19 protein-coding genes and 4 tRNA genes are annotated in these 22,140 nt (G+C 56.0%); 9 read left to right on the forward strand and 14 right to left on the reverse strand.

Annotated elements, in window-relative coordinates:
* Positions 1–65 precede the first annotated feature (65 nt).
* Positions 66–1,067 carry a TerC family protein gene (locus tag Q1K07_RS12080; protein ID WP_300311138.1) on the reverse strand — a complete coding sequence of 334 codons (1,002 nt, stop codon included), beginning with the start codon at positions 1,065–1,067 and terminating at the stop codon, positions 66–68.
* Positions 1,068–1,461: 394 nt separating this feature from the next.
* Here Q1K07_RS12080 and Q1K07_RS12085 point away from each other — a divergent pair, with 394 nt between their 5' ends.
* Entirely contained in the window at positions 1,462–1,932 is a 471-nt protein-coding gene (locus tag Q1K07_RS12085) for an aminoacyl-tRNA deacylase (RefSeq protein ID WP_300311140.1), read from the forward strand.
* A 97-nt stretch (positions 1,933–2,029) separates the two neighbouring features.
* On the opposite strand, the gene Q1K07_RS12090 is transcribed toward Q1K07_RS12085, so the two are convergent.
* Positions 2,030–3,007 carry a hypothetical protein gene (locus Q1K07_RS12090; RefSeq protein WP_300311142.1) on the reverse strand — a complete coding sequence of 326 codons (978 nt, stop codon included), beginning with the start codon at positions 3,005–3,007 and terminating at the stop codon, positions 2,030–2,032.
* A gap of 648 nt (positions 3,008–3,655) precedes the next feature.
* Here Q1K07_RS12090 and Q1K07_RS12095 point away from each other — a divergent pair.
* Both Q1K07_RS12095 and Q1K07_RS12100 read left to right on the forward strand, forming a co-directional pair.
* Positions 3,656–3,817 (forward strand): hypothetical protein, encoded by a 162-nt coding sequence (locus Q1K07_RS12095; RefSeq protein ID WP_300311144.1) that lies wholly within the window; start codon positions 3,656–3,658, stop codon positions 3,815–3,817.
* 265 nt (positions 3,818–4,082) lie between these two features.
* Positions 4,083–4,829, forward strand: a complete 747-nt coding sequence (locus Q1K07_RS12100; protein WP_300311146.1) for a hypothetical protein — start codon at positions 4,083–4,085, stop codon at positions 4,827–4,829.
* A gap of 229 nt (positions 4,830–5,058) precedes the next feature.
* Here the strand turns inward: Q1K07_RS12100 and Q1K07_RS12105 are convergent.
* The 6 genes from Q1K07_RS12105 to Q1K07_RS12130 form a co-directional block, all read right to left on the reverse strand.
* Positions 5,059–5,145 (reverse strand) — tRNA-Leu (locus Q1K07_RS12105).
* A 50-nt stretch (positions 5,146–5,195) separates the two neighbouring features.
* A tRNA-Cys gene (locus Q1K07_RS12110) sits at positions 5,196–5,269 on the reverse strand.
* Positions 5,270–5,294: 25 nt separating this feature from the next.
* Positions 5,295–5,369: transfer RNA gene (locus Q1K07_RS12115), tRNA-Gly, on the reverse strand.
* A gap of 61 nt (positions 5,370–5,430) precedes the next feature.
* Positions 5,431–5,979, reverse strand: coding sequence for a CDP-diacylglycerol--glycerol-3-phosphate 3-phosphatidyltransferase (gene pgsA / locus Q1K07_RS12120; protein ID WP_300311148.1), 549 nt, complete (start codon positions 5,977–5,979; stop codon positions 5,431–5,433).
* Between the two features lie 103 nt (positions 5,980–6,082).
* Complete coding sequence (gene uvrC, locus Q1K07_RS12125; RefSeq protein ID WP_300311150.1) at positions 6,083–7,897, reverse strand: excinuclease ABC subunit UvrC; 1,815 nt, start codon at positions 7,895–7,897, stop codon at positions 6,083–6,085.
* Positions 7,898–7,907: 10 nt separating this feature from the next.
* Entirely contained in the window at positions 7,908–8,552 is a 645-nt protein-coding gene (locus tag Q1K07_RS12130) for a response regulator (RefSeq protein ID WP_149285068.1), read from the reverse strand.
* 331 nt (positions 8,553–8,883) lie between these two features.
* On the opposite strand from Q1K07_RS12130, the gene Q1K07_RS12135 reads away from it, so the two are divergent.
* The 6 genes from Q1K07_RS12135 to nanR all read left to right on the forward strand — a co-directional run bounded on the left by Q1K07_RS12135 (position 8,884) and on the right by nanR (position 14,471).
* Positions 8,884–8,956 (forward strand) — tRNA-Ala (locus tag Q1K07_RS12135).
* A 422-nt stretch (positions 8,957–9,378) separates the two neighbouring features.
* Positions 9,379–10,392, forward strand: coding sequence for a sialic acid TRAP transporter substrate-binding protein SiaP (locus Q1K07_RS12140; protein WP_300311153.1), 1,014 nt, complete (start codon positions 9,379–9,381; stop codon positions 10,390–10,392).
* Between the two features lie 71 nt (positions 10,393–10,463).
* Entirely contained in the window at positions 10,464–11,003 is a 540-nt protein-coding gene (locus tag Q1K07_RS12145) for a TRAP transporter small permease (protein ID WP_300311155.1), read from the forward strand.
* A gap of 23 nt (positions 11,004–11,026) precedes the next feature.
* The gene (locus tag Q1K07_RS12150; protein WP_300311157.1) at positions 11,027–12,406 is read left to right on the forward strand and encodes a TRAP transporter large permease; all 1,380 of its coding nucleotides are present in this window, start codon (positions 11,027–11,029) and stop codon (positions 12,404–12,406) included.
* A gap of 134 nt (positions 12,407–12,540) precedes the next feature.
* Positions 12,541–13,623, forward strand: coding sequence for an Ldh family oxidoreductase (locus Q1K07_RS12155; protein ID WP_300311159.1), 1,083 nt, complete (start codon positions 12,541–12,543; stop codon positions 13,621–13,623).
* Between the two features lie 116 nt (positions 13,624–13,739).
* Positions 13,740–14,471: a transcriptional regulator NanR gene (gene nanR, locus Q1K07_RS12160; RefSeq protein WP_300311161.1), complete on the forward strand. Its 732-nt coding sequence runs from the start codon at positions 13,740–13,742 to the stop codon at positions 14,469–14,471.
* A gap of 118 nt (positions 14,472–14,589) precedes the next feature.
* Here nanR and Q1K07_RS12165 read toward each other — a convergent pair whose 3' ends face one another.
* The 6 genes from Q1K07_RS12165 to Q1K07_RS12190 form a co-directional block, all read right to left on the reverse strand.
* Complete coding sequence (locus Q1K07_RS12165; RefSeq protein WP_300311163.1) at positions 14,590–16,281, reverse strand: UxaA family hydrolase; 1,692 nt, start codon at positions 16,279–16,281, stop codon at positions 14,590–14,592.
* Positions 16,282–16,385: 104 nt separating this feature from the next.
* On the reverse strand, positions 16,386–17,426 hold the full coding sequence (locus Q1K07_RS12170; RefSeq protein ID WP_366945068.1) for a zinc-binding alcohol dehydrogenase family protein: 1,041 nt from the start codon (positions 17,424–17,426) through the stop codon (positions 16,386–16,388).
* Positions 17,423–18,286, reverse strand: coding sequence for a fumarylacetoacetate hydrolase family protein (locus Q1K07_RS12175; protein ID WP_300311165.1), 864 nt, complete (start codon positions 18,284–18,286; stop codon positions 17,423–17,425). Before Q1K07_RS12175 ends, Q1K07_RS12170 begins: the two co-directional genes overlap by 4 nt.
* 99 nt (positions 18,287–18,385) lie before the next feature.
* A complete protein-coding gene (locus Q1K07_RS12180) occupies positions 18,386–19,135 on the reverse strand; it encodes an SDR family oxidoreductase (RefSeq protein WP_300311167.1) in 750 nt (249 codons plus the stop codon).
* Between the two features lie 364 nt (positions 19,136–19,499).
* A complete protein-coding gene (locus tag Q1K07_RS12185; RefSeq protein WP_300311169.1) occupies positions 19,500–20,645 on the reverse strand; it encodes a fumarylacetoacetate hydrolase family protein in 1,146 nt (381 codons plus the stop codon).
* 40 nt (positions 20,646–20,685) lie between these two features.
* Entirely contained in the window at positions 20,686–22,113 is a 1,428-nt protein-coding gene (locus Q1K07_RS12190) for an FAD-binding oxidoreductase (protein ID WP_300311171.1), read from the reverse strand.
* Between the last annotated feature and the right edge of the window lie 27 nt (positions 22,114–22,140).

Genomic DNA, 22,140 nt, shown 5'->3' on the forward strand with positions numbered 1-22,140 from the left:
AGCGCGGTGCGCTGCTGTTTTGCCGACTCAGGGCTCGGTTGCTGTTCAAGGTGTGGTCGAGGGTATCAAGAGTGATCTGTCTTGCTGCCGATGACATGGGTCTTGAGCAGGCTGGCAACAGTCGTGATGACCAGTGTTCCGATGATGATCGTCAGAGACAGCCAGATGGGGATTTCAGGTCCCCAATGGATAGGCTGCCCATCATTGATGAAGGGAATGTTGTTGGTGTGCAGGGCTTCGAGCACGAGCTTGGTGCCGATGAAGCCGAGAATCAAGGAAAGTCCTACTCCCAGGTAAACAAGGCGGTCCAGCAATCCACCCAGCAGGAAATACAGTTGCAACAGGCCAAGCAGGGCAAAGGCATTGGTGGTGAAGACGATATAAGGCTCTTTGGTCAAGCCATAGATGGCGGGAATGGAGTCCAGGGCAAAGAGCAGATCAGTGAAGCCGAGAGCGACAACAACGAAGAACAGTGGCGTCGCCAGCTTCTTGCCGTCTATGCGAGTGAACAGACGATTACCATGATATTCACTGGTGGCCGGAATCACGCGCCGTGCATAGCGCTCGATCCAACTGGGGTGTTGGCCCTCATCGTCGTCCTTTGTTTCGCTGAAGTGTGCTCTCGCAAGGTGCACGGCGGTATAGATCAGGAAAGCGCCGAACAGGTAGAAGACCCAGCTGAAACGCGCGATGGCAGCAGCTCCAAGAGCGATGAACAGAGCGCGCATGATCAGCGCGATGGCGATACCCAGCAGTAGAACCTTCTGTTGGTAGATTCTCGGTACTGCAAAGCGGGCCATGATGATCACGAAGACGAACAGGTTGTCGACCGACAGACTTTTCTCGGTGACGAAGCCCGCAAAGTACTCGGCGCCATGCTGAGGCCCCCAGAAGATCCAGATGCCTGCGCCAAAGATCATCGCCAGGCTGATGAAGAAAATGGACCAGCCTACCGATTCCTTGAAGGTCGGTTCATGGGGTTTGCGCGCATGGAAAGCGAAGTCGAAGAGAAACAGGGCAATGATGCCAGCAATTGTAGCCAGCCACAGCCATGCAGGAACGGCCATAGAGAATCCTCCGGTAAACGGTGTAGTTACCGAAAGTCTCTTCTCCATCGGTTAGGCCGATGCTGTTGCCACCGGGACCATTGGGTCCGTGTTGACGACGACGACACTGGGAGAGGGCTCCCAGAGAATACTCCCTTTCTTCCGCGCATTCTGCATGCTTGCATCAGGCAGCGCAATATGAAATGTCGAGATGTGATTGAAGCGGCAGAGGTGATGCACGGAATGCGGTAGTGGGCTGTGGGGGCTTGCTCTTGCTACTGGCCATTCTCAAAAGTGGATCACCTGTCCGAGCACCGGGCAGGCGCGCTATGCTTGGGAATATGGAATCTAACCCGCCACGCCAGGAGGCACGGCATCCGATCGTTCGGCCCCAGTGGCCGAGGGAGGCAACGTCATGGCCATGCCGATGACGATTCGGGAATACCTCCGTGCTTGCGATATCGACTATGAAGAGGTGTCCCACCCACGAGCTGTATCGACCAGCCGCATCGCTGAGGTGTCACATGTCAGCGGCAGCCAGCTGGCAAAGGCTATCATGCTACACGGTGATACCGGTTATCGTGTTGCTGTGGTACCCAGCACCTGTGACGCGGACCTGAATGAGCTGTCGCAGCTATTTCATGAGGAGCTAGAACTCGCTACTGAGGACGAAGTATGTCGGGAGTTTGATGACTGCGATCCAGGGGCGGCTATCGTCGTGGGTCAAGCATATGGCCTGCAGGTCTACCTGGACGACCAGCTAAGTCATCAGCCGGACATCTACTTCGAGGCTGGCGATCACGAGACCCTGGTACATATGAGTGGTAATGACTTCGATCGCCTGATGGTTGATAGCCATCACGGCTCCTTTAGTAGGCCCCACTAACGAAGTGTGTTTGTTACGCGCCGGTTGGATGATGCGCCAACCGGCGCTTTTAGTTCTGATACCACCTTGCAGCAAACCATATCCTCGAAGCAATAATTCAGCGCCTCTCTAATAGTAGCTTCTCTCGATATAATTTCATCCATTCTGCAATATCTATTGAAGTTAATTCATGTTTCCATTTTTTATGATGTTTAGTACCTAGTTTATCGGATAGCCACCTTTTAGGAATCTTTCCTATGCTTAGAAGACCTTCCTCGGATTTTATGGAAAGTTTTGTGTTGGAAATAGTCTGCTCAAGACTAGAGCCAAGACGCCTTTCCATCCACTTAGTTGAACTACGATTATCTCTAAGAATAGGCCTTAACAGGCTGGAGTGAAACTTTATCTTCGGGCCATCTAAATCAGAAAGTGCATTTATAAGGACGTGCTCCTCTGCTGTAGAAAGCCTTTTTGCATTGACTTCAGAAGAAAATTTACGGAATGTATATAGTAGTTTTATGGCTGGAAGTGATAAACTTTCATTAACTTTTATGATGCTATTTTGGTTTATTTCTATGCCTAGGCGTGAGCAGAAATCAGTCACTACACATCCTGAAGGAAAGCTCTTAGTGTCAAAATTCCAATAGCTAACATTTTCTTGTCCGAAGACACTTTCTATTCTAGAGAAATTTCTTCGATAACGGGGATATAGCCTGCGTAAGTTAAAGTCTGATGCTCCGCCCTTAACTACTTGTTGGAAAGCGCTTTCAATGAAAGATGCTGGTGGTCTAATGTATCCAACCAGTTGTATGTCATCAAAATACTTGGATAGGGTCCCTCTAAAATCAACTAGTGACTCCTGCGGCATTATTGAAATCGACTCTCCTGAGATTATCGTAACTCGATTGCCTGCCTTTTCTAGCTCATTTTCAATTATAGAGCGTAAATGATTTCCACGGCGTATAGCTTCTATCTGGTCCGTTTTATTATGGTCAGAAACGATGTTTTTAGTCTTATTGGAAAAAGCATTCTGTATTGGCTTGCTATGATTTCCACTGCTATTGATATCTAGATAATAGAAGTTGCTGTCCTGCAAGTTTCTCTGAAGAGTCTTTTGAATTGAAGACGACCCTGTCTTGTGCATGCCATAATGTATAATGCATTTTCTCATCATGATTTATTTTAACCTTGTATTGATTTTTGTTGCATTTTGATTAAATTGCTATTGGCTGGTTATATTTTTTGATCTTGACGTGCCCAGCAGAAACACCATAGCTTAATGCAATAAACATGGGTGTAAGAGATTGACGATGTAGTTTATAGGAAATTGGCTTTGTTTGATGTAGTAGATATGGTGTGAAGAGGCTTATGGAAAAAGGTGAATCAGTGTCCATCCCCACTTGCCTGATTTAGGGAATGAGTCCGAGACCAGGGGGTGGGAAATGAATGGCTTTATGTGGTGCTTGATTATTGTTTTGTCGACCAAATTGGGATGGCTGCGAGGCAGGGATGAAAAAGCCTCGGCGGAATGCCGAGACATGGATGGGAAGCAGATTATGTAGTTGCGCCAGATTTTCCTGGGCGGTGGAGGCGATGACGGACTGTCTGTTGGGTATGAAATGGCCTGCTCGATAGGCTGGCTGCAATCAGGTGTCACGTGGGTCAGGGGTAGTCGGGGTAAAGAACTGAAGTAAACGGGAGTCTTGGGATAAACATCCCATCTTCGCCACTGGAAATCCTAAGGGTGTCATTGCGTGCTAACAGGGTAGAACTTGCCAAGGTGGAAGTAACTCTCGGCACCCAGGTGGGAGCCCTCGACGCTATAGTGTCGATCTCCGGGGCGGAGGCCAGTGAGCGTCATCTCGTGGCCTTTGCTGTGTCGAACGGCAGCCTTTACCGGCGTTGACTACATGACAGCTGCGATACCACATATCTCGCGTAATCCGGATGTGGTGAGCTGGAACTGGCAAGAATACGTGCAAGGAATACTGATGCCTGGAGTCGGGGTTGAGTCGACACGCTGTTACCATGGAAAGAGTTCAAGTTCGTGCCCACGGCAGTCTCGGTGAGTACGGGTCGCTTGTCGCAAGGCGATCCACTGACGTCTCTCTTTTGACAGCATAGTAAAACCTGATCTGACTTCTCTGTTATCGGACTTGTGGAGAATGGCGATGATAAAGACCCTAGGCATCCTGCTGCCAGACGATGGGCCGGATGATTACGAATGGTATGCGCTGAGTGGTGAAACTGTGCCTGGTGATGGTACGTTGCCGCAGATCTCGGTGGGCAAGGTCGAGAGTGATGGCCATCACGAACCCGCGGCCCTGACTGCCTTAGGGGCGGTGGCACGGTTAGCGCCAGTGGGGGAGAGGCTGGTACGTGGACACGGAGTTCAGGTACTTGTATGGGCGTGCACCAGCGGGAGCTTCATTGGTGGGCTCAATTGGGCACGTGACCAGACGGCAGGTCTTGAAGCTGCTCTGGGTGTGCCGGTAACCAGCACTGCGCTAGCCTTCCAACAGGCACTGGTTGCTCTTGGTGAGAGCAAGGTGGACCTGCTCAGTCCATATCCTGAGGAAGTCACCGAGCGGCTGGTGCGATTCCTGGAGGAAGGCGGTGTGACAGTAGTACATTGCAAGGCGCTGGACTGCCCTTATGCGGCAGATTCGAATCAACTTGATATTGTCGCTGCAGTAGAGGCATTCGGTCGAGAACATCCGAGTAGCACCAATACGCTATTGGTACCGGATACCGCAGTGAATACTTTATCCCGACTAGACGCGATGGCAGGCCAGGCAGGTCGCCCGGTGCTAACGGCCAACCAGGTAAGCCTTTGGGCAGGGCTTGGGCTGCTTGATGGTGCCGAGGTGCCGGTTCGCTATCTAAGGCAGTTGGCAAGCCGGCGCAGACAGTGTTAGCAGGCACCGAGTGGGACGGGCGTGTCCGACACAACTTTCAGCGCATCGTATTGGAAGAGTGTTTGAGATGGCCAGGGGAGTGATGCTTGGTCACTCATCGCTTGTTGTCACAAGTCGATAGCCAAGGCGGTGCTGGATAGGTGGGATGAGATAGCAGGCAAACTACCACGACTGCGCAGAAAAGAAATGACAGGAGAAACCGGAATTCGCCGTAAGGCATTGAAAATACTGGTGCCCGGAGCCGGGCTCGAACCGGCACGGTGTTACCACCGAGAGATTTTAAGTCTCTTGCGTCTACCAATTTCGCCATCCGGGCAGGAGAGGTTCGAGCAGTCTATCCAATGTGGGCACATCAGAAAGGAAAAATGGAGGCTGGAGTCGGAATCGAACCGGCGTACACGGAGTTGCAGTCCGCTGCATGACCACTCTGCCATCCAGCCTCATTGAGTCATCATCTTTCGAAGATGGAGCGGGAAACGAGATTCGAACTCGCGACCCCAACCTTGGCAAGGTTGTGCTCTACCACTGAGCTATTCCCGCCTGACTCGAGGACGCATTATACGGATAAGCCCGTGACTGTCAAACGCTTTTTGCCATTGGCTTACATGGAACGACTGAGATGCGGCCAAGCTGCGCGCAGGTACTGGGCCATGGACCAGAGGGTCAGAATAGCGGCTGCATAAAGGGTGGCGACTCCCAGGTCTGCGATGGGGGTACCAGGATGAGAAGCGAGCAAGAGCAGCAAGGCAACCATCTGTAGCGTCGTCTTGATCTTGCCGATCCAGGATACCGCCACGCTGCTGCGCTTGCCCATTTCTGCCATCCACTCGCGCAGTGCGGAAATGACAATTTCGCGACCGATGATCACCAGCGCAGGAAGGGTCAACCACATGGCGTCATAACGCTCGATCAATAAGGCCAGGGCCACCGCCACCATCAGCTTGTCGGCAACGGGGTCGAGAAAGGCGCCAAAAGGGGTGGACTGGTCCCAACGCCGTGCCAGATAACCGTCCAGCCAGTCTGTCACTGAGGCCAGGGCGAAGAGTGCAGCGGCCACCAGCATGCTCCATTTGAAAGGCAGGTAGAACAGCACTACCAGCAAGGGAATGAAAACGATGCGTGCCAGGGTCAACAGATTGGGGATGTTCATGGGTAACCGCTGTCCTTGCTTGGAAGGTGCTAATTGTTCAGATTGTGGCTCGCGCGGCGTCAGGGCCCCGCAAAAAAGCCTATTCTATCCATGATTGCCATTGTCATCCATGCAGTGCGCGATGAATCGTTTCGGCCATGGTCGTGCTGATCCCTGGTACTCGGGAAAGTTCGTTCACGGTTGCCTGACGAATGCCCTGTAGTCCACCAAAGAAACGCAGTAGCTCTCGTCGGCGTTTCGGTCCGATCCCCGGGATGTCCTGCAGGGTAGAGGTGCGCCGTGCCTTGTCGCGTCTCGCACGGTGGCCCGTGATGGCAAATCGGTGTGATTCATCACGAATGTGCTGGATGAGATGCAGGCCCGGTGATGTCGGGGGGAGCTCCAGGCTGTGGTCTGGTGTCTCGATGAACAGGGTTTCGAGTCCGGCCTTGCGTGTGGTGCCCTTGGCAACACCGAGCAGCATGACATCGATGATGCCCAGTTCCTGAAGCACGTCTCTGGCCATGTTGAGCTGTCCTTTGCCGCCATCGACGATCAAGATGTCCGGAATCGGGGCTTCGCCTTCCTTGAGTCGCTTGAAGCGTCGGGTCAGTGCCTGCTGCATGGCGGCATAATCGTCACCACCTTCTATGCCCGAGATATTGAAGCGCCGGTAATCGCTCTTGCGTGGGCCGTCCTGATCGAAGACCACGCAGGAAGCAACGGTGGCTTCGCCGTGGCTGTGGCTGATATCAAAGCATTCCAGCCGTTGCGGCGTGTCTTCCAGATCGAGTGCATCGCGCAGAGACTCGAAGCGTTTGGCCAGTTGGGTCTGGTTGGCGAGTTGTGCGGCCAGTTGCTGCTGTGCATTGGTACGTGCCAGTTCCCGCCATTGCGCCCGATGACCACGCACTTTCTCGGTGACACGTACACGTCTTCCGGCATGTTCGCCAAGTGCACGAGCGATCAGTTCGGCATCCGGTATCGCGTGGCTGGTCAGCACCTCGCTGGGAATCTCCCGGGCCTGACCCAGGTAATACTGGCTGATGAACTCGCCGAGAAGCTCAGCTTCGCCCAGATCGAGACCATTGCTGGGGCTGTAATGACGAGCTCCCAACAGGCGTCCCTGACGAATGGACAGGACCGATATACAGAGTGCTCCCGGCTGCAAGGCCAGAGCAAAGACATCAGCATCTCCGCCATCGGTATCCACCACCTGACGCTGTTGCAAGCGGCGAAGGTCCTGCAATTGGTCGCGCAGGCGAGCAGCCTCCTCGAAGTTCAGGGCCTGGCTGGCAGCTTCCATTTCGCGACTCAGTTCCTGGCTGACAGATTCGCTGCGACCTTCAAGACATTGAATGGCATGCTCGAGGTCACGGCGATAGTCCTCTTCGCTGATCCGTCCGACACAGGGTGCACTGCAGCGCTGGATCTGGTGTTGCAGGCAAGGGCGTGTGCGATGAGCGAAGACACTGTCTTCACAGTTGCGAATACGAAACACCTTCTGCATCAGGGAGAGCGTCTCGCGGACAGCGCCACTGCTTGGATACGGCCCGAAATAGCGCCCATCATCGCGTCGCGTACGTGCCCGCTTGTGTTCGAGGGCAGGAAATGGATGGCGGTCACTGGCGAACACATAAGGGTAGGACTTATCGTCGCGCAGCAGAATGTTATAGGGAGGACGCAGTTCCTTGATCAGTGTCTGTTCAAGGAGCAGGGCCTCGGTTTCGCTATAGGTGACCGTGACTTGAATGTCGTGGATACGGTTCACCAAGGCTTGGGTCTTGGTGTTGAGGGCGCTGCGGAAATAGCTGGCCAACCTGGCTTTCAGGCGACGAGCCTTGCCGATGTACAGGGTGTTTCCCTGTTCATCGAACATGCGATATACGCCAGGCGATTCGCTGACGGTTTCAAGAAAGCGGCGAGCATCGAAGGTCATGGCGGGAAGGTTACTCCTCCCGGAAGCCTTCCACCAGCCCATGTCGTAGTCCGAGATGGGTCAGGGCAACATCGGAATTGACACCAAGCTTTTCGAAGATGCGATAACGATAGGTGTTGACGGTCTTGGGGCTCAAGAACATGCGGTCGGCAATATCCGGAACTCGGTGGGCGTTGACGATCATCATGGCGACCTGCAGCTCGCGTTGGGAAAGCTGGTCGAAAGGGTTTTCCTCATGTTCGATGCGAGAGATCACCAGGCGCTGGGCGATTTCCGGGCTGACGAAGCGCTGGCCAGCAAAGACGCTGCGAATTGCCTCGACCATTTCCTCGTGATGTGAACCTTTGCCGATGAATCCGTGGGCTCCGGCTTCAAGAAGCCGCTGGGCGAAGGCTTCCTCGATGAACGCAGTGACTACCAGTATGCGTGTGTCCAAGGACAGGCGACGGATCTTGCGTGTCGCTTCGAGCCCACCAATGCCGGGCATACGAATATCCATCATGACCACATCAGGCGCCAGTTGGCGAGTCTGGGCTATCGCTTCTTCGCCATCGGCGGCCTCGCCGATGACCTCGATATCCTTTTCTGCATTGAGCAAGTGCACGATGCTGGTGCGAACCAGATGGTGATCGTCGGCGATGAGAACCTTGATCAAGGATGCTGCTCCTAAGCGAAGATGATGAGATTCATGAGTCCATGGTCGGTATATAAACCAAGCAAGGGGAATAGACTGTCATAGAATATGCCTAAGTGGAATTGGCTGACAGTAGGAGCAGGGCGTTTTCAGCATATCCGGGTTGACGTTTGGGAAAGGATGTTCATATGATCATTTCCTTTTAAGCAGTTGTGTTATAAATCGTTACTTGTTGTTTTTATTGAGTAATTTTTTTTGGGAGATTGGTTCTTGTTAATAGGTTAATGATTGCTATTAATAGTTGGTTGTTATTAGCAGGTGATCATTATCGGCAGCCAATTGATGGCTGACAGGGGCCTTGGCTCAGTTGGGAGAGCGCAACACTGGCAGTGTTGAGGCCAGCGGTTCGATCCCGCTAGGCTCTATCAGTGTTCGTGATTCCTGGATCCGCGAAAAGCTGCTCGCTGCATCATGGCATCGAGCGGCTTTTCTTTACATGTCTTCAAGTCTGTTCTGCTTGGCAAGTCCTGGCCTTATTCATTCTTTTTTCCTACCCCACATAGGCTGTTTGGCGCCGAAACCAGAGCTTGATGCAGGTCACTGGTAAGGCGTGCATGAACGGCATCCCCCAGCGGTATTAATTGCCACTTTCCTAGACCAAAGTCGTCATGTCCTTGCCTTGCGAGGGCCCTGTCTGACGACTAGATTCAGCATGATGGTATGACACGTATACAGTCGACCATGGGTAAAGAACCATAGGTAAAGAACTGAACTGGGTTAAGTACTGTATCTAGCGAAGGTCGAATCTCGACCTACTGAACGTCCCCCAATGTGGAGAACAACAAATATGAGCTGCTCCAAGCCATTGTCCCGGACACGCCGTTTAGCCATGTGCCTTGCCCCCCGCATGCTGGTTGCTGCTATTGCCACTGTTGGTGTCACGGCAATGGCCGAGGCAGAGACCCTGACCTTCGCTCATGTCTACGAGACTTCAGAACCCTATCACCAGTGGGCCTTGTGGGCTGCGGACGAAATCGAGAAGCGTACGGATGGGCGCTATTCCATCGAAGTGCACCCAGCATCGTCCCTGGGAAAGGAAGCTGATATCAATGAAGGTCTGAGCCTGGGCACTGTGGACCTGATCTATACCGGCAGCCAGTTCGCTGGACGTTCATATGGCCCCATCGGTATTGCTGGGGCACCGTATATGTTCCGTGATTTCGAGCACTGGAAGGCCTATGCCCATAGTGATCTATTCAAGGAAATCGCCCAGGGCTATGAAGAGGCCACCGGCAATGTCCCTCTGGCCATGAATTACTACGGCGCACGCCATGTGACATCCAACAAGCCAATTTTGACCCCGGAAGACATGAAGGGGCTGAAGATTCGCGTGCCCAATGCTCCCTTGTACATGATGTTTCCCAAGGCGGTAGGAGCGAACCCCACGCCACTGGCTTTCTCTGAGGTGTATCTGGCCTTGCAGCAGGGAGTGGTGGATGCCCAGGAAAACCCTCTACCGACCATCAAGGCAAAGGCTTTCTACGAGGTTCAGAGCGACATCGACCTGACAGGTCATACCATCGACTCCCTGATCACCATTGCCAGTGGTTCGCTATGGGGCCGCCTGTCCGATGAAGACAAGGATATCTTCCGTGATGTCTATGAAGAGGCGGGTGAACGTATTACCGACGATATCCGCCAGCAAGAGCAGGAGCTGGTGTCCTGGTTCGAAGAGCAGGGCGTTAAGGTCAACGAAGTGGACACCGGTCCTTTCCGGGAAGCGGTATTACCGGCGCATAACGGTCCTGATGCCACTTGGGATCAGGAAACCTATGACCGTTTGCAGGCCATCGGTCAGTAACCTGGCGCAGGGATGTCATGTCTGACCGGCCGGTGTTCGCCATAGAGCACCGGCCGACCCGGGAGGGGGAAATGAAAGACAACGAGATGATGGAGAAAACTCCGGAGTTCGACATTCTGGAAGACGATGACACCATCCAGCGTGGTGACTACGCGCCGGAGGACTTCATTACTCTGGTGGCATTCTGGGTGTTGGCCGGAGTCGTGTTCCTGCAGTTTTTCAGCCGCTATGTGCTGGGTGACTCGATTGCCTGGACCGAAGAGATTGCGCGTTATCTGCTGGTGGCGGTGGGATTCCTGGGAGGCGCCATGGCTGCGCGCAAAGGTGGCCATATTGCGGTGGAGTTCTTCTACCGCTATCTCACTCGAGGTACCGCCCAGGTGATGTCGAGGCTGGTGGATCTGGTCAATATTGTTTTCCTCTCTGCCATGGTGTGGATCTCCTGGAAACTGGCCCAGCGTACTCACGCCATGATGGTCTCGGTGGATGTTCCCAAGAGCCTTCTCTACTACGTGGTAATGGCTGGCTTCGTCCTTATGCTGATACGTGCCATTCAAGCGGCATTCCGCCACTGGCGCAGTGGCCGCAGTGAACTGATGCAAGACACCTGATCCACGTCCATGGAGTCGCAGCTATGAATGAAGCCATGTTAACGGCGCGTCGTGGGTCTCGTGTCGCTCCCGTCATTGTTGTTCTGGCCGTGCTGGGCTGTGTAGCCCTGGCACTGACTGGCCAGTACCTGATGATGCTGTTTGCCGTACTGTTCACTCTTCTGGTATGCGGCGTTCCCATTGCTATCAGTCTGGCCGGTTCATGCCTGATCTATGTGCTGCTGACCGGACGAGTCCCCGATGTGGTGGTCGTTCACCGCATGGTCAATGGCATCGACAGCTTCCCTCTGCTGGCCATTCCGTTTTTCATCCTGGCCGGTAACCTGATGAACAATGGGGGCATCACCGCACGTATCTTTGACTTTGCCAAGGCCCTGATGGGCTGGATGCGGGGAGGCCTGGGACATGTCAATGTCGGTGCCAGTATCGTGTTCTCCGGCATGTCTGGTGCTGCGGTGGCCGATGCAGGAGGGCTCGGGACCATCGAGATCAAGGCCATGCGTGATGCTGGCTACGATGATGAATTTTCCGTTGGCATCACGGCGGCATCTTCGACTATCGGTCCCATCATTCCGCCTAGTTTGCCTATGGTCATCTATGGCGTCATGGCATCGGTATCAGTGGGACAGCTGTTCGCTGCCGGGCTGATTCCGGGGCTACTGATGGGAGTGGCCTTGATGGTGATGATTGTCTGGATGTCCCGTCGCCGCGGCTATCAACGTGATGCGCGTTTCTCGGTAAGCGTACTGGGGCGCAGCTTCTCACGCGCTTTCCTGTCATTGCTCACCCCGGTCATCATCGTCGGTGGTATTGTCAGCGGTGCCTTCACGCCTACCGAGGCGGCAATCGCCGCCGTCGTATACGCCTTGCTGCTGGGAGGTGTGATATATCGCACCTTGACCTGGCGCCGGTTGCTCAAGGTCAGCATGGAGACGATCGAGACGACCGCGGTGATCCTGCTGATTGTGGCCGGGGCCTCGATCTTCGCCTGGATTCTGACCAGCAATAACGTCACCGCTCATGTCATGGAACTGCTGGGGCCTTTCCAGGACAACCCCATTGCCGTGCTGCTGATTGCCAACCTGGTCTTGATCGTTGTCGGCTGTTTCATGGAGACCATTGCCGCCATCACCATTCTGGTACCTGTGCTGCTGCCGGTTGCCGTGGGAGCGGGCGTCGACCCAGTGCACTTCGGGGTGATCATGGTGCTTAACCTGATGATCGGATTGTTGACACCGCCAGTGGGCATGGTGCTCTACGTACTGTCCCGGGTTTCACATATTTCCTTCGAGAAATGCATGCGAGGTACCTTGCCTTTCCTTGTACCGCTGGTGGCTGCGCTACTGTTGGTGACCTTTGTGCCGCAGATTTCGCTATGGCTGCCGACGCTTTTCTACCGCTGAGTCTCATCGCTGAAACCCTATTGATCCAGGCGCTCACGGTCGCTTCATGTACGGACTGTCTTTCATGCAAGGACTGTCGTTTCATGCAAGGACTGTAGCGCCATTCACGGACGTTGCTCACGAAAGGATGCTTCATGATGGCTGAGGAACAAGCATTTGCCTGTCATGTCGACGCAGAGGAACTGCGCTGTTTCATTGAGCAGGCCCTGGCAATACGCGGGGCTGATGAACCTTCCCGGCAGGCTGTTGCCCAGGCCTTGGTAATAGCATCTCTGATGGGGACTGATAGCCACGGGGTGCGCCTGTTGCCGCATTATCTCCAGGCCTTGTCAGGAGGGCGTATCAACGGGGCTCCTCAACTGATGCTCAACCGGCGTCTACCCGCGACAGCGGTGCTGAATGCCGACAATGCCTTTGGCCATCTGGCGGGGTATCGCGCCATCCAGCATGCCTGTGACATGGCGCGAGAGGTGGGCATCGGTGCTGTAGCCGTCAGCCATTCCTCGCATTTTGGCGCAGCTGGGTGTTATGCCCTGGCAGCGGCCGAACAAGGCATGGTTGGAATGGCAATGTGCAATTCCGACCCATTCGTGCTGCTGCATGGCAGCAGGAGACCCTTTCATGGCACCAATCCTATTGCCTTTGCAGCACCGGTCGAGGGAGATAATCCTTTATTGCTGGATATGGCCACCAGTGCCATTCCCTGGAACCGTGTCCAGCAATATGCAGCCATTGGCCGAGACCTGCCGCCGGATATTGCCGCTACCACGACGGGAGAAACGACGACGGATGCTTCCCAGGCAGAAGCGTTGTTGCCGTTGGGTGGGGCGGGATTTGGTTTCAAGGGGGCCGGGTTGGCCTGCATGGTCGAAGTTCTTAGCTCGATGCTGGCCAACATGTTGAATGGCTTTCGCTTGTTACCTATGGCAGGGCCAGACATGACCACACCAAGAGGGGTTGGGCATTTCTTTCTGGTAATGAATCCGGAAGCATTTACAGAGAGGGCGCATTTTCAGGCACGGATGCAGGAATACCTTGCTGATCTGCGCAGCATGGAGCCAGTGCAAGGCAGGCAAGTGCTGGCGCCGGGAGATAGAGAGTGGAACCAGCGCGAGCAGCGGCGTCGGCAGGGCATTCCGCTGGACTGGGCCCAGCGCGATGCTTACCGTGATATCGCCTTGCAACTGGGGCTGGAAAGGTTGAACGAACGCCCTTGAGTGCTTGGACCGTTGGCGTCTGCGCAAGCACGCTATGCCCAGGTTGCAGTAACATAGCTCCACTAGCCCGGCAAATGATTGGTTCCGGGGCTGAATTTCCTAGGAGTCCTGTATCGATGAGCAAATATCGGGTGGAGCGCAAGACGCTTTCCGAACAGGTGGCGGAACAGCTTGAGGCTGAAATTATAGAAGGGCGCTTGAGCGAGAACGATCAGTTGCCGTCTGAGCGCGAGCTCATGGAACAGTTCGGTGTTGGCCGCCCGGCGGTGCGCGAGGCACTATTCTATCTCCAGCAGTTAGGTCTGGTGGCGATCAACAGCGGTACACGGGCGCGGGTCATCCGGCCTACTGCCGAAGCGGTGATGGCGCGCTTGTCTGGTGTGACACGCAAGCTGCTCAGCCAGCCCGAAGGTCAGCAGCATTTTCAGGAAGCCAGAGCCATGTTTGAAATAGCACTGGTGCGGCATGCTGCCATCCATGCCAGTGACGAGGAAATCGAAGCATTGCACCAGGCTCTGCAGCACCAGCGCGAGATTCTGGATAGAGGAGACGAGGCCGCGTTCAAGCGAGCGGATGTCGATTTTCATGCTGCACTGGCCGCTATTGGTCACAACCCCATCTATGACGCCATTCATCAAGCGTTGGCGGAATGGCTTGATGACCGCAGGGCCCAGGTCGCCCAGCAACCTGGACAGAATGATGCGGCCTACCAGGCACACGTCGAGATCGTGGATGCCATTGCAGCGCATGATGCGGCGGCGGCAGAAGATTCCATGCGTCGCCACCTTGATCATCACTATGCCACTTATCGTCAACTCAAGGATCGACTGAAGTCCGAGTCATCCTGACAGTCTTTCATGACGGCCCTTCATGACAGTCCGGCCGGCCATGAAGGGCTGCTTTCAAGTTGCTATGTCATCATGGCCTGTTCCACCAGGGGTGGTGGCGTCAGGCACGAGCCGCCTTTCATAGCGAAACTCCGCGCTTCCATGGGATGAAATCGTGTTGGGCCAGACTCACTGCTCTGGTGGCGTAATGGCCGGAAGCGCTTGCGATACAGAGCTTCAGCAGTTCATCAGCGAGTTCGTCGATCGTGGCTTCGCCACGGATGATGGCGCCAGTATCGAAGTCAATGATATCCGCCATGCGCTGAGCCAGTTCAGAGTTGCTGGCCACCTTCACCACTGGCGCGATGGGATTGCCGGTCGGGGTGCCGAGTCCCGTGGTGAAGATCACCAGGTTGGCGCCAGAGCCGACCAGGGCCGTAGTGGACTCGACATCGTTGCCCGGTGTGCACAGCAGGCTCAGGCCGGAACGTGTCGCGGGTTCGGTGTAATCGAGAACATCGACGACTGGACTATCGCCACCTTTCTTTGCAGCACCGGCGGATTTCATTGCGTCGGTGATCAGGCCATCGCGAATATTGCCCGGTGAAGGATTCATGGAGAAAGCCGCCCCCACGGATGCGGCATGTCGCTGATAGGCTTCCATCAATTCGGTAAAGCGTTTTGCAATACTGTCGTCGGTACAGCGAGCCAGCAATTCGTGCTCTACGCCGCACAGTTCAGGAAATTCACTGAGAATGCCGCTGCCGCCCAGGGCCACCAGCCGGTCAATGGTTGCGCCGACCACCGGGTTGGCGGAGAGACCGGAAAAACCATCCGACCCGCCGCATTCCACGCCGATGCGCAGCTTGGAAAGTGGGGCGGGGGCACGTGTCAATCGGTTGGCTTCCTTGAGTCCATCGAAGATGGTGCTCAATGCCTCGCGAATCAGGGCATCCTCACTGGCCGTTGCCTGCTGCTCCAGATAATGGGTCGGACGCAGGCCCTGAGGGTCACGTTTGGCCACAGCCTGCTTGAGCATGGCAATCTGGGCTTTCTGGCACCCGAGACTGAGTACGGTGGCACCTGCCACATTCGGGTGGGTGATGTAGCCTGCCAGCAGTTGGCACAAGGCCTGGGCATCATCATCGGTGCCGCCGCAACCCAGGGTATGCGTGAGGAAGCGAACGCCATCCACATTGGGGAAAGGTGAGGCCTGATCGGAACTGGCGGCGGTACCTTTATCCTGTGGTGCCTCGCCATTGAGCATGGCCCGAGCCATGCGCTTGTAGTCCTGATAGGGATCATCGCCCAGGGCATCGGCAACGCATTGGCGCAGGACTTCGATGTTGCGGTTTTCACAGAACACCAGTGGCACGACCAGCCAGATATTGGCAGTCCCGACCTGTCCATCCGGACGGTGGTAGCCGTCGAAGGTGAGGCCCTGGAAGGCACTGACGTCAGGTGCCTGCCAAGCCTGCTGGCGCTGTACTGCGGCACTGTTGTCGGTGGAATGTTCCAGATTGTCCGTGCGAATCATTTCTCCAGCACGGATCGGACGTGAAGCGCGACCGACGGTCACGCCATACATGATCACCGTGTCGCCTTCTTCCAGATCGACCAGAGCAAACTTGTGCTTGTGGCGCACCGCTTCGACAAGCTGCAGGACGCGGCCGTTGTCCTCGATGGTGCTGCCCGCCGGCAGGTCCTTGAGTGCGACTCGGACATTATCTCTGGTGTGTACGCGCAGCGTAGCCTGCGGGATGCCATCACTGGCGATCCTGCCGGTGGTCGTCGTTGTCGTAGATGACGGGGAATGGGAACGGGTGGCCATGAAGGGCGTCTCCAACAAAGGCTGGGTCGTAAAAGCTAGGTTGTAAAAAGCTAGGTCGTAAAGAAATGCCATGCCGCGGACAGCCCGCAGGCGTTGCGTGATCATCACTCGTCGAGATGAATCATGGCTTTGATCACTCCACTTCCTGGCTGGCACCACTTGGGCATCAGTTCTGGCAACTCGCCGAAGTGGCCCTGGTGGGTGATCATCGAGGAAACCTGAATGTCGCCTTGCTCGAGCAATTCAGTGACGCGCTCGAAGTCCTGAAGAGTGGCATTGCGACTGGCCAGCAGGGTCAATTCGCGGCCATGAAAGTCCGGGTCGTGAAAGCGGATATCTACTTTCACAATGCTGACCAGCACATAGCGTCCGGCGTGACCGGCCAAGGCAAAACCTGCCTCCATGGCCTGGGGGTTGCCAGTGGCATCGAACACTACATCGGCTAGAGCGCCGTTGTTGAGTTCACTGATCTGCGTTTCGAGATCATCCTTGCCAACCTGAAGGCAATGTGTGAAACCCAGGGTGTCGCGGCAGAAGTCAAGGCGCTTGCTATTGGTATCGACCACTACCACCCGAGCACCACTGGCACGCGCAATCTGTGCCACACCAATGCCGATAGGCCCCGTACCCACGACAACGGCAAGATCGTCCTTGAGGAGGGCGCTGCGACGCACAGCATGAGCGCCAATGGCCTGGCACTCGATCAAGGCCAGTTCGTCGGCAGAAAGGTGTTGCGAGGTAACCAGGTGGGCAACGGGGACGCTCAGCCATTCGGCCATGCCGCCATCACGATGCACGCCAATGACCTGCATATGCTGGCAACAGTTGGTGTGGCCACGTTGGCAGGCCCGGCATTCACCGCAGTGCAGGTAGGGAATCACGTAGGCATTGCTACCCACCAGTGATGCATCTAGATCATCAGCGACCGCCACGATTTCTCCCGCGAGTTCATGGCCCAGAACGCGAGGGTAAGAGAAGTAAGGCTGGTTACCGCCAAAGGCATGGATATCCGTACCACAGACGCCAATGCGGCGGACACGCAGCAAGGCTTCACCAGCAGCAGGGACAGGACGTGGACGTTGCTCCATGACCAAGCTGCCGGGTTCAAGACAACACGCGACCTGCATGGTGTGGGCAGTGTTCATGCATCATTCTCCGCAGCACTTTCAGCAACGACCTTCTGGGTCTGTTCCCCAAGCCCTTCGATGCCCAGGTGCATGGTCTGTCCGGGGCGCAGATAGACGGGTGGGTTCTGGCCCAGGCCGACCCCGGGGGGAGTGCCGGTGGAAATGACATCACCGGGTTGCAGGCTCATGAAGCGGCTGAGATAGCTGATCAGAAACGGCACCTTGTAGACCATGGTGCGCGTGGAGCCATCCTGGTAACGCTTGCCATCCACTTCCAGCCACATGGACAAGTCGTGTGGATCGCGGATTTCATCCGTTGTGACCAGCCAGGGGCCGAGGGGACCAAAGGTGTCGCAGCCCTTTCCCTTGTCCCATGTCCCGCTGCGTTCCAGCTGGTATTCCCGCTCGGAGACATCATTGACCACGCAGTAGCCGGCAACATGTTCCAGCGCGGTGCTTTCATCGATGTAGCGTCCAGCCTTGCCAATGACGACGCCAAGCTCCACCTCCCAATCGGTCTTGGTGGACCCGCGGGGAATAATGACATTGTCATTGGGGCCGCAGATGGCGCTGGTCCACTTGTTGAAGACCACCGGTTCCGGCGGAACCTCCACACCGCTTTCAGCCGCATGATCGGCATAGTTGAGGCCGATGCAGATGAACTTCCCAACTTGGCCGACGCAAGGGCCCAGGCGGGTATCAGGATCCACTGATGGCAACCGGGAAAGGTCCTGCTCAGCCAGGCGTGCCAGGGCATCTTGTGATAACTGAGTACCGGCAATGTCATCGATGACGCCGGACAGGTCACGGATCGTACCGAAGCTGTCCAGAATAGCGGGAGATTCCTGGCCTGGCGTGCCGAAACGAAGCAGTTTCATGAGTGGTCCTCTATGTCGAAAATTCTTATGTGCAAGCACTAGCGCGAAAACTTTATGCAAGATCGAGAAGCATGGTCTCTGCGCTGGAGAATAGGTGATTCAAGCCAACCAGCCACCGTCGATCACCTGGGTGGTTCCTGTGGTATAGGCAGACTCATCTGAAGCGAGATAAGTCGCCAGGGCGGCAATCTCTTCAGGGGTACCCAGCCGTTCCATCGGTTGACGGGCAAGGAAGGCGGCGCGTACGGCCTCCACGCTGCTGCCACTTTCCCTGGCCTGGGCCTGGATGCGTTCAGCGAGGGAAGGGGATTCCACTGTTCCTGGGCAGATGGCATTGCAGCGAATGCCTTGGGTCACGTAGTCGGTGGCCACAGACCGAGTCAAACCAATGACGGCAGCTTTGCTGGTGCCATAAGCGAAGCGTCCGGGTACTCCCTTCAAGCTGGAAGCCACTGATGCCATGTTGATGATGCTGCCACCTCCCGCTTCGAGCATGCCTGGCAGGAAAGTGGATATGGTATGGAACATGGCTGTGACATTGATGGCCATGGAACGCTCGAAGGCCTCCTGGTCGCATTCCAGCAGAGTGCCGTTATGGACGTAGCCTGCGCAGTTGAATAGTACATCGAGGGTTGGCAGGCGCTGCCCCAGAGCCATGATGGCCTGACGGTCGGTCACATCGAGTGTATGGCATTCGATATTGGCGATTCCGTCGAGCGATGCGAGCTTGTCCTCGGCTACATCCGTGGCGATGACCTTGGCACCTTCGGCAGCGAAACGCAGTGCAGTGGCCCGGCCAATGCCTTGGCCGGCAGCAGTGATCAAGGCCTTCTTGTGGGTGAGACGCATGGCATCCTCGCTATGATTTTCTGGTGATGTCTTCTCTGCCTGTGTTCTTGCTGATGATGACGTTCTCGACACGACGATCATGATGTCGTTGTACACGTCCATTAATGCCAAAGCTCTGCCGGTACTTATGTCTGGTTGTATGACAGCATGACTTGTATATCGAGTATGGCGCAGACCTGATAACTTGCCAATCACACTTCTGTCCCGACTTTGGTGGTACGTGAGACCTCGTCGGATTGGAGGCTCAGTGGGTCAAGTGGCTCCAGCAAATCCTCTGGCAGCAGGCCAAGGGCCTGCTGCCAGAGGGAAAGTACATGGCTGCGTTCAACGAGGAGATGGCGGGAAAAAGCAGGTAAGGGAAGCCCTAGCGGCGCTGATGAGCGAGGAAGGCACGAATGCCATAGGTCCAGGGGGGGAGCTGGTCGCTGCGTCCTACAGGGTTGATCAGGGCGCCGAGCTTGGGCGTGGCAATGGTGACACGGTCGCCCAGGTGATGGGTGAAACCTTCCCCGGCGCCGTCACGGTCCTTGATGGGAGAGAACATGGTGCCAAGAAACAGCATGAAACCATCGGGGTACTGGTGATGGGGTCCCCTGGTCTGCTGGACCAGGTCCAGCGGGTCGCGACTGATTTCACGCATGTCACTGGAGTCTTCCAGCACGAAGCCATCGTCCTGACCTTCGATGCGCAGGCTGACTTGGGCATTGCGTACATCATCGAGCGTGAACTGGTCATCGAACAGGCGAATGAAAGGGCCAATGGCACAGGATGCGTTGTTGTCCTTGGCCTTGCCCAGCAGCAAGGCGCTGCGGCCTTCGATATCGCGCAGGTTGACATCGTTGCCCAGCGTCGCGCCCCTGACTTGGCCTTGGGCATCAACAGCGAGAACGATTTCCGGCTCCGGGTTGTTCCAGTGGGAGGCAGGATGCAGACCGACGCTGGCACCGAATCCCACGGATGAAAAAGGCTGTGCCTTGGTGAAGACTTCCGCATCCGCGCCAATGCCGACTTCCATGTACTGCGACCAGGCACCGCGAGCCTGGAGTTCTTCCTTGAGTGCGTTGGCGGCGTCGCTGCCAGGCGCGATGCGCGACAGGTCAGTGCCGATCACGCGCTTGAGTTCTTCACGTAGCTCGCTTGCCCGGCTGGCGTCTCCCCCCGCCTGTTCCTCAATCACCCTTTCCAGCAGGCTGACGGCAAAGGTGACACCGCAGGCCTTGATGGCTTGAACATCGCAAGGGGCGAGCAGGTACGGCGCTCGGGGCGGGTTCTGCTGTGAGTTGTCCAGCAGGGTATCGATATCACACAGCACCTCGCCGTCGGCATTGGCGATCAGGTCCAGGGCATCGTCCCGCTCGAGCAGGTCGGCCATGACATTGCAGTGAGTGGAAATGTCGATGACCTGGCCATCACGCACGCTGACCAGGACCGGGCCACGTGTGTCATCACGCCATACGCGTCCTGCCAGCCGGGCATGCAAGTGATCGGTGGGAAGAATGCCTGTTGTCATTGTCAGTGCTCCAGTAGAGATAAGTATTTAAAATAAGTGTTTAAAGGGGCGTGCGGGGCAGGATGCGTCCCGCACCCAATTGACCGCGAGGATCGAGCAAGCGCTTGATGCCACGCATGATGTCCAGCTCTGGTGCCGACAGGCTTTCGAGAAAGCGGGCCTGTTTCAGCCGGCCGATGCCATGTTCCGCGCTGATGCTGCCATCGAAGGCATCGACAATGTCGAACAGCTGTTCCTCCAGGGTATGCAACAGCAGGGCAGTTTCATCGCCTGGCAGGTCAGGAGGCGGCAGTACATTGAAGTGAAGGTTGCCATCGCCAACGTGACCATAGGCGATGACACTGGCGTCTGGAGCGAACTTGCGAACCATGGCCTCAGCCTGGTCGTGGAAGTCACTGAGCTGCGAAATGGGCACGGAAATATCGCTGCGCAAGTGTTCGCCGCGGCGCTGCTGGCCTTCCAGCATCGCTTCGCGAATGCGCCATAGCTGGGAAGCCTGGGTGTCACTGGATGCCAGCACACCATCGAGCAGCAGGCCTTGTTCGAGCCCGCGTTCAAACAGCGCTTCGAGCATGTCGTCCAGATTGGCTGGTCCGCTCGCCGATACTTCCAGCAGTACATAGACGGGGTGTCGGATATCCATTGGATCCGGCAGGCTCGCGTCCGCTTCCAATGCCAGATCGATGCAGGCTCGCGGAATCAGCTCGAAAGCCGACAGCAGATCGCAGCAGCAGCGCCGGGCCAAGGTATACAAGCGCATCACTGCGCTGACATCGGAACATGCGAGCATGGCACTGCGTGTCACCTCAGGAGCGGGCGACAGCTTGAGCACCGCGCCTGTCACAATACCCAGGGTGCCTTCAGCACCGATGAACAGCTGCTTGAGGTCATAGCCGGTATTGTTCTTGTGCAGTGCCTTCATGCCATGCCAGATGCGTCCATCGGCCAGGACCACTTCCAGGCCGAGCACCTGCTGGCGCATCATGCCGTAGCGCAGCACATTGAGGCCACCTGCATTGGTCGAGATATTGCCGCCGATCTGGCAACTGCCCTGGGCACCAAGGGAGAGCGGAAAGAAGCATCCTTCGGCAGCGGCGGCATCCTTGACATTCTGCAGGACGCAGCCCGCATCCACACTGATGGTATAGCCGATGGGATCGATCTCCCGGATACGATTGAGGCGCTCCAGGCTGATGACCAGCTCTGGCTGAACGCTATCCGGCAGGGCGCCTTCCACCAGACCACTGCCACCGCCTTGAGGAACTATCGGGATATCATGGCGATGACAGTAGCCGACCACTTCGGCGACCTCTTCGACACTGGCGGGGCGAGCGACGGCCAATGGCAACGCTCCCTGGCTTCCCGCCCAATCGACGCGATAGCGTTCCATGTCGGCAGGCTGCCAGAGCACCCCCGAGTTCCCTAGCATCCTCTGCAGATCTGCGACGAGTTCATCGTGATCGGACATGTGTGGGCCTCCTTTCACTATATGAGT

Source organism: Halomonas sp., assembly GCF_029263665.1.
Taxonomy (GTDB): domain Bacteria; phylum Pseudomonadota; class Gammaproteobacteria; order Pseudomonadales; family Halomonadaceae; genus Halomonas.

What these genes read in the sequence shown, in the direction of transcription:
- Q1K07_RS12080 (WP_300311138.1), bottom strand. Translation starts at nt 1,067, where the DNA reads ATGGCCGTTCCTGCATGGCTGTGGCTGGCTACAATTGCTGGCATCATT.
- Q1K07_RS12085 (WP_300311140.1), top strand. Translation starts at nt 1,462, where the DNA reads ATGGCCATGCCGATGACGATTCGGGAATACCTCCGTGCTTGCGATATC.
- Q1K07_RS12100 (WP_300311146.1), top strand. Translation starts at nt 4,083, where the DNA reads ATGATAAAGACCCTAGGCATCCTGCTGCCAGACGATGGGCCGGATGAT.
- pgsA (WP_300311148.1), bottom strand. Translation starts at nt 5,979, where the DNA reads ATGAACATCCCCAATCTGTTGACCCTGGCACGCATCGTTTTCATTCCC.
- uvrC (WP_300311150.1), bottom strand. Translation starts at nt 7,897, where the DNA reads ATGACCTTCGATGCTCGCCGCTTTCTTGAAACCGTCAGCGAATCGCCT.
- Q1K07_RS12140 (WP_300311153.1), top strand. Translation starts at nt 9,379, where the DNA reads ATGAGCTGCTCCAAGCCATTGTCCCGGACACGCCGTTTAGCCATGTGC.
- Q1K07_RS12145 (WP_300311155.1), top strand. Translation starts at nt 10,464, where the DNA reads ATGAAAGACAACGAGATGATGGAGAAAACTCCGGAGTTCGACATTCTG.
- Q1K07_RS12150 (WP_300311157.1), top strand. Translation starts at nt 11,027, where the DNA reads ATGAATGAAGCCATGTTAACGGCGCGTCGTGGGTCTCGTGTCGCTCCC.
- Q1K07_RS12155 (WP_300311159.1), top strand. Translation starts at nt 12,541, where the DNA reads ATGATGGCTGAGGAACAAGCATTTGCCTGTCATGTCGACGCAGAGGAA.
- nanR (WP_300311161.1), top strand. Translation starts at nt 13,740, where the DNA reads ATGAGCAAATATCGGGTGGAGCGCAAGACGCTTTCCGAACAGGTGGCG.
- Q1K07_RS12165 (WP_300311163.1), bottom strand. Translation starts at nt 16,281, where the DNA reads ATGGCCACCCGTTCCCATTCCCCGTCATCTACGACAACGACGACCACC.
- Q1K07_RS12170 (WP_366945068.1), bottom strand. Translation starts at nt 17,426, where the DNA reads ATGAACACTGCCCACACCATGCAGGTCGCGTGTTGTCTTGAACCCGGC.
- Q1K07_RS12175 (WP_300311165.1), bottom strand. Translation starts at nt 18,286, where the DNA reads ATGAAACTGCTTCGTTTCGGCACGCCAGGCCAGGAATCTCCCGCTATT.
- Q1K07_RS12180 (WP_300311167.1), bottom strand. Translation starts at nt 19,135, where the DNA reads ATGCGTCTCACCCACAAGAAGGCCTTGATCACTGCTGCCGGCCAAGGC.
- Q1K07_RS12185 (WP_300311169.1), bottom strand. Translation starts at nt 20,645, where the DNA reads ATGACAACAGGCATTCTTCCCACCGATCACTTGCATGCCCGGCTGGCA.
- Q1K07_RS12190 (WP_300311171.1), bottom strand. Translation starts at nt 22,113, where the DNA reads ATGTCCGATCACGATGAACTCGTCGCAGATCTGCAGAGGATGCTAGGG.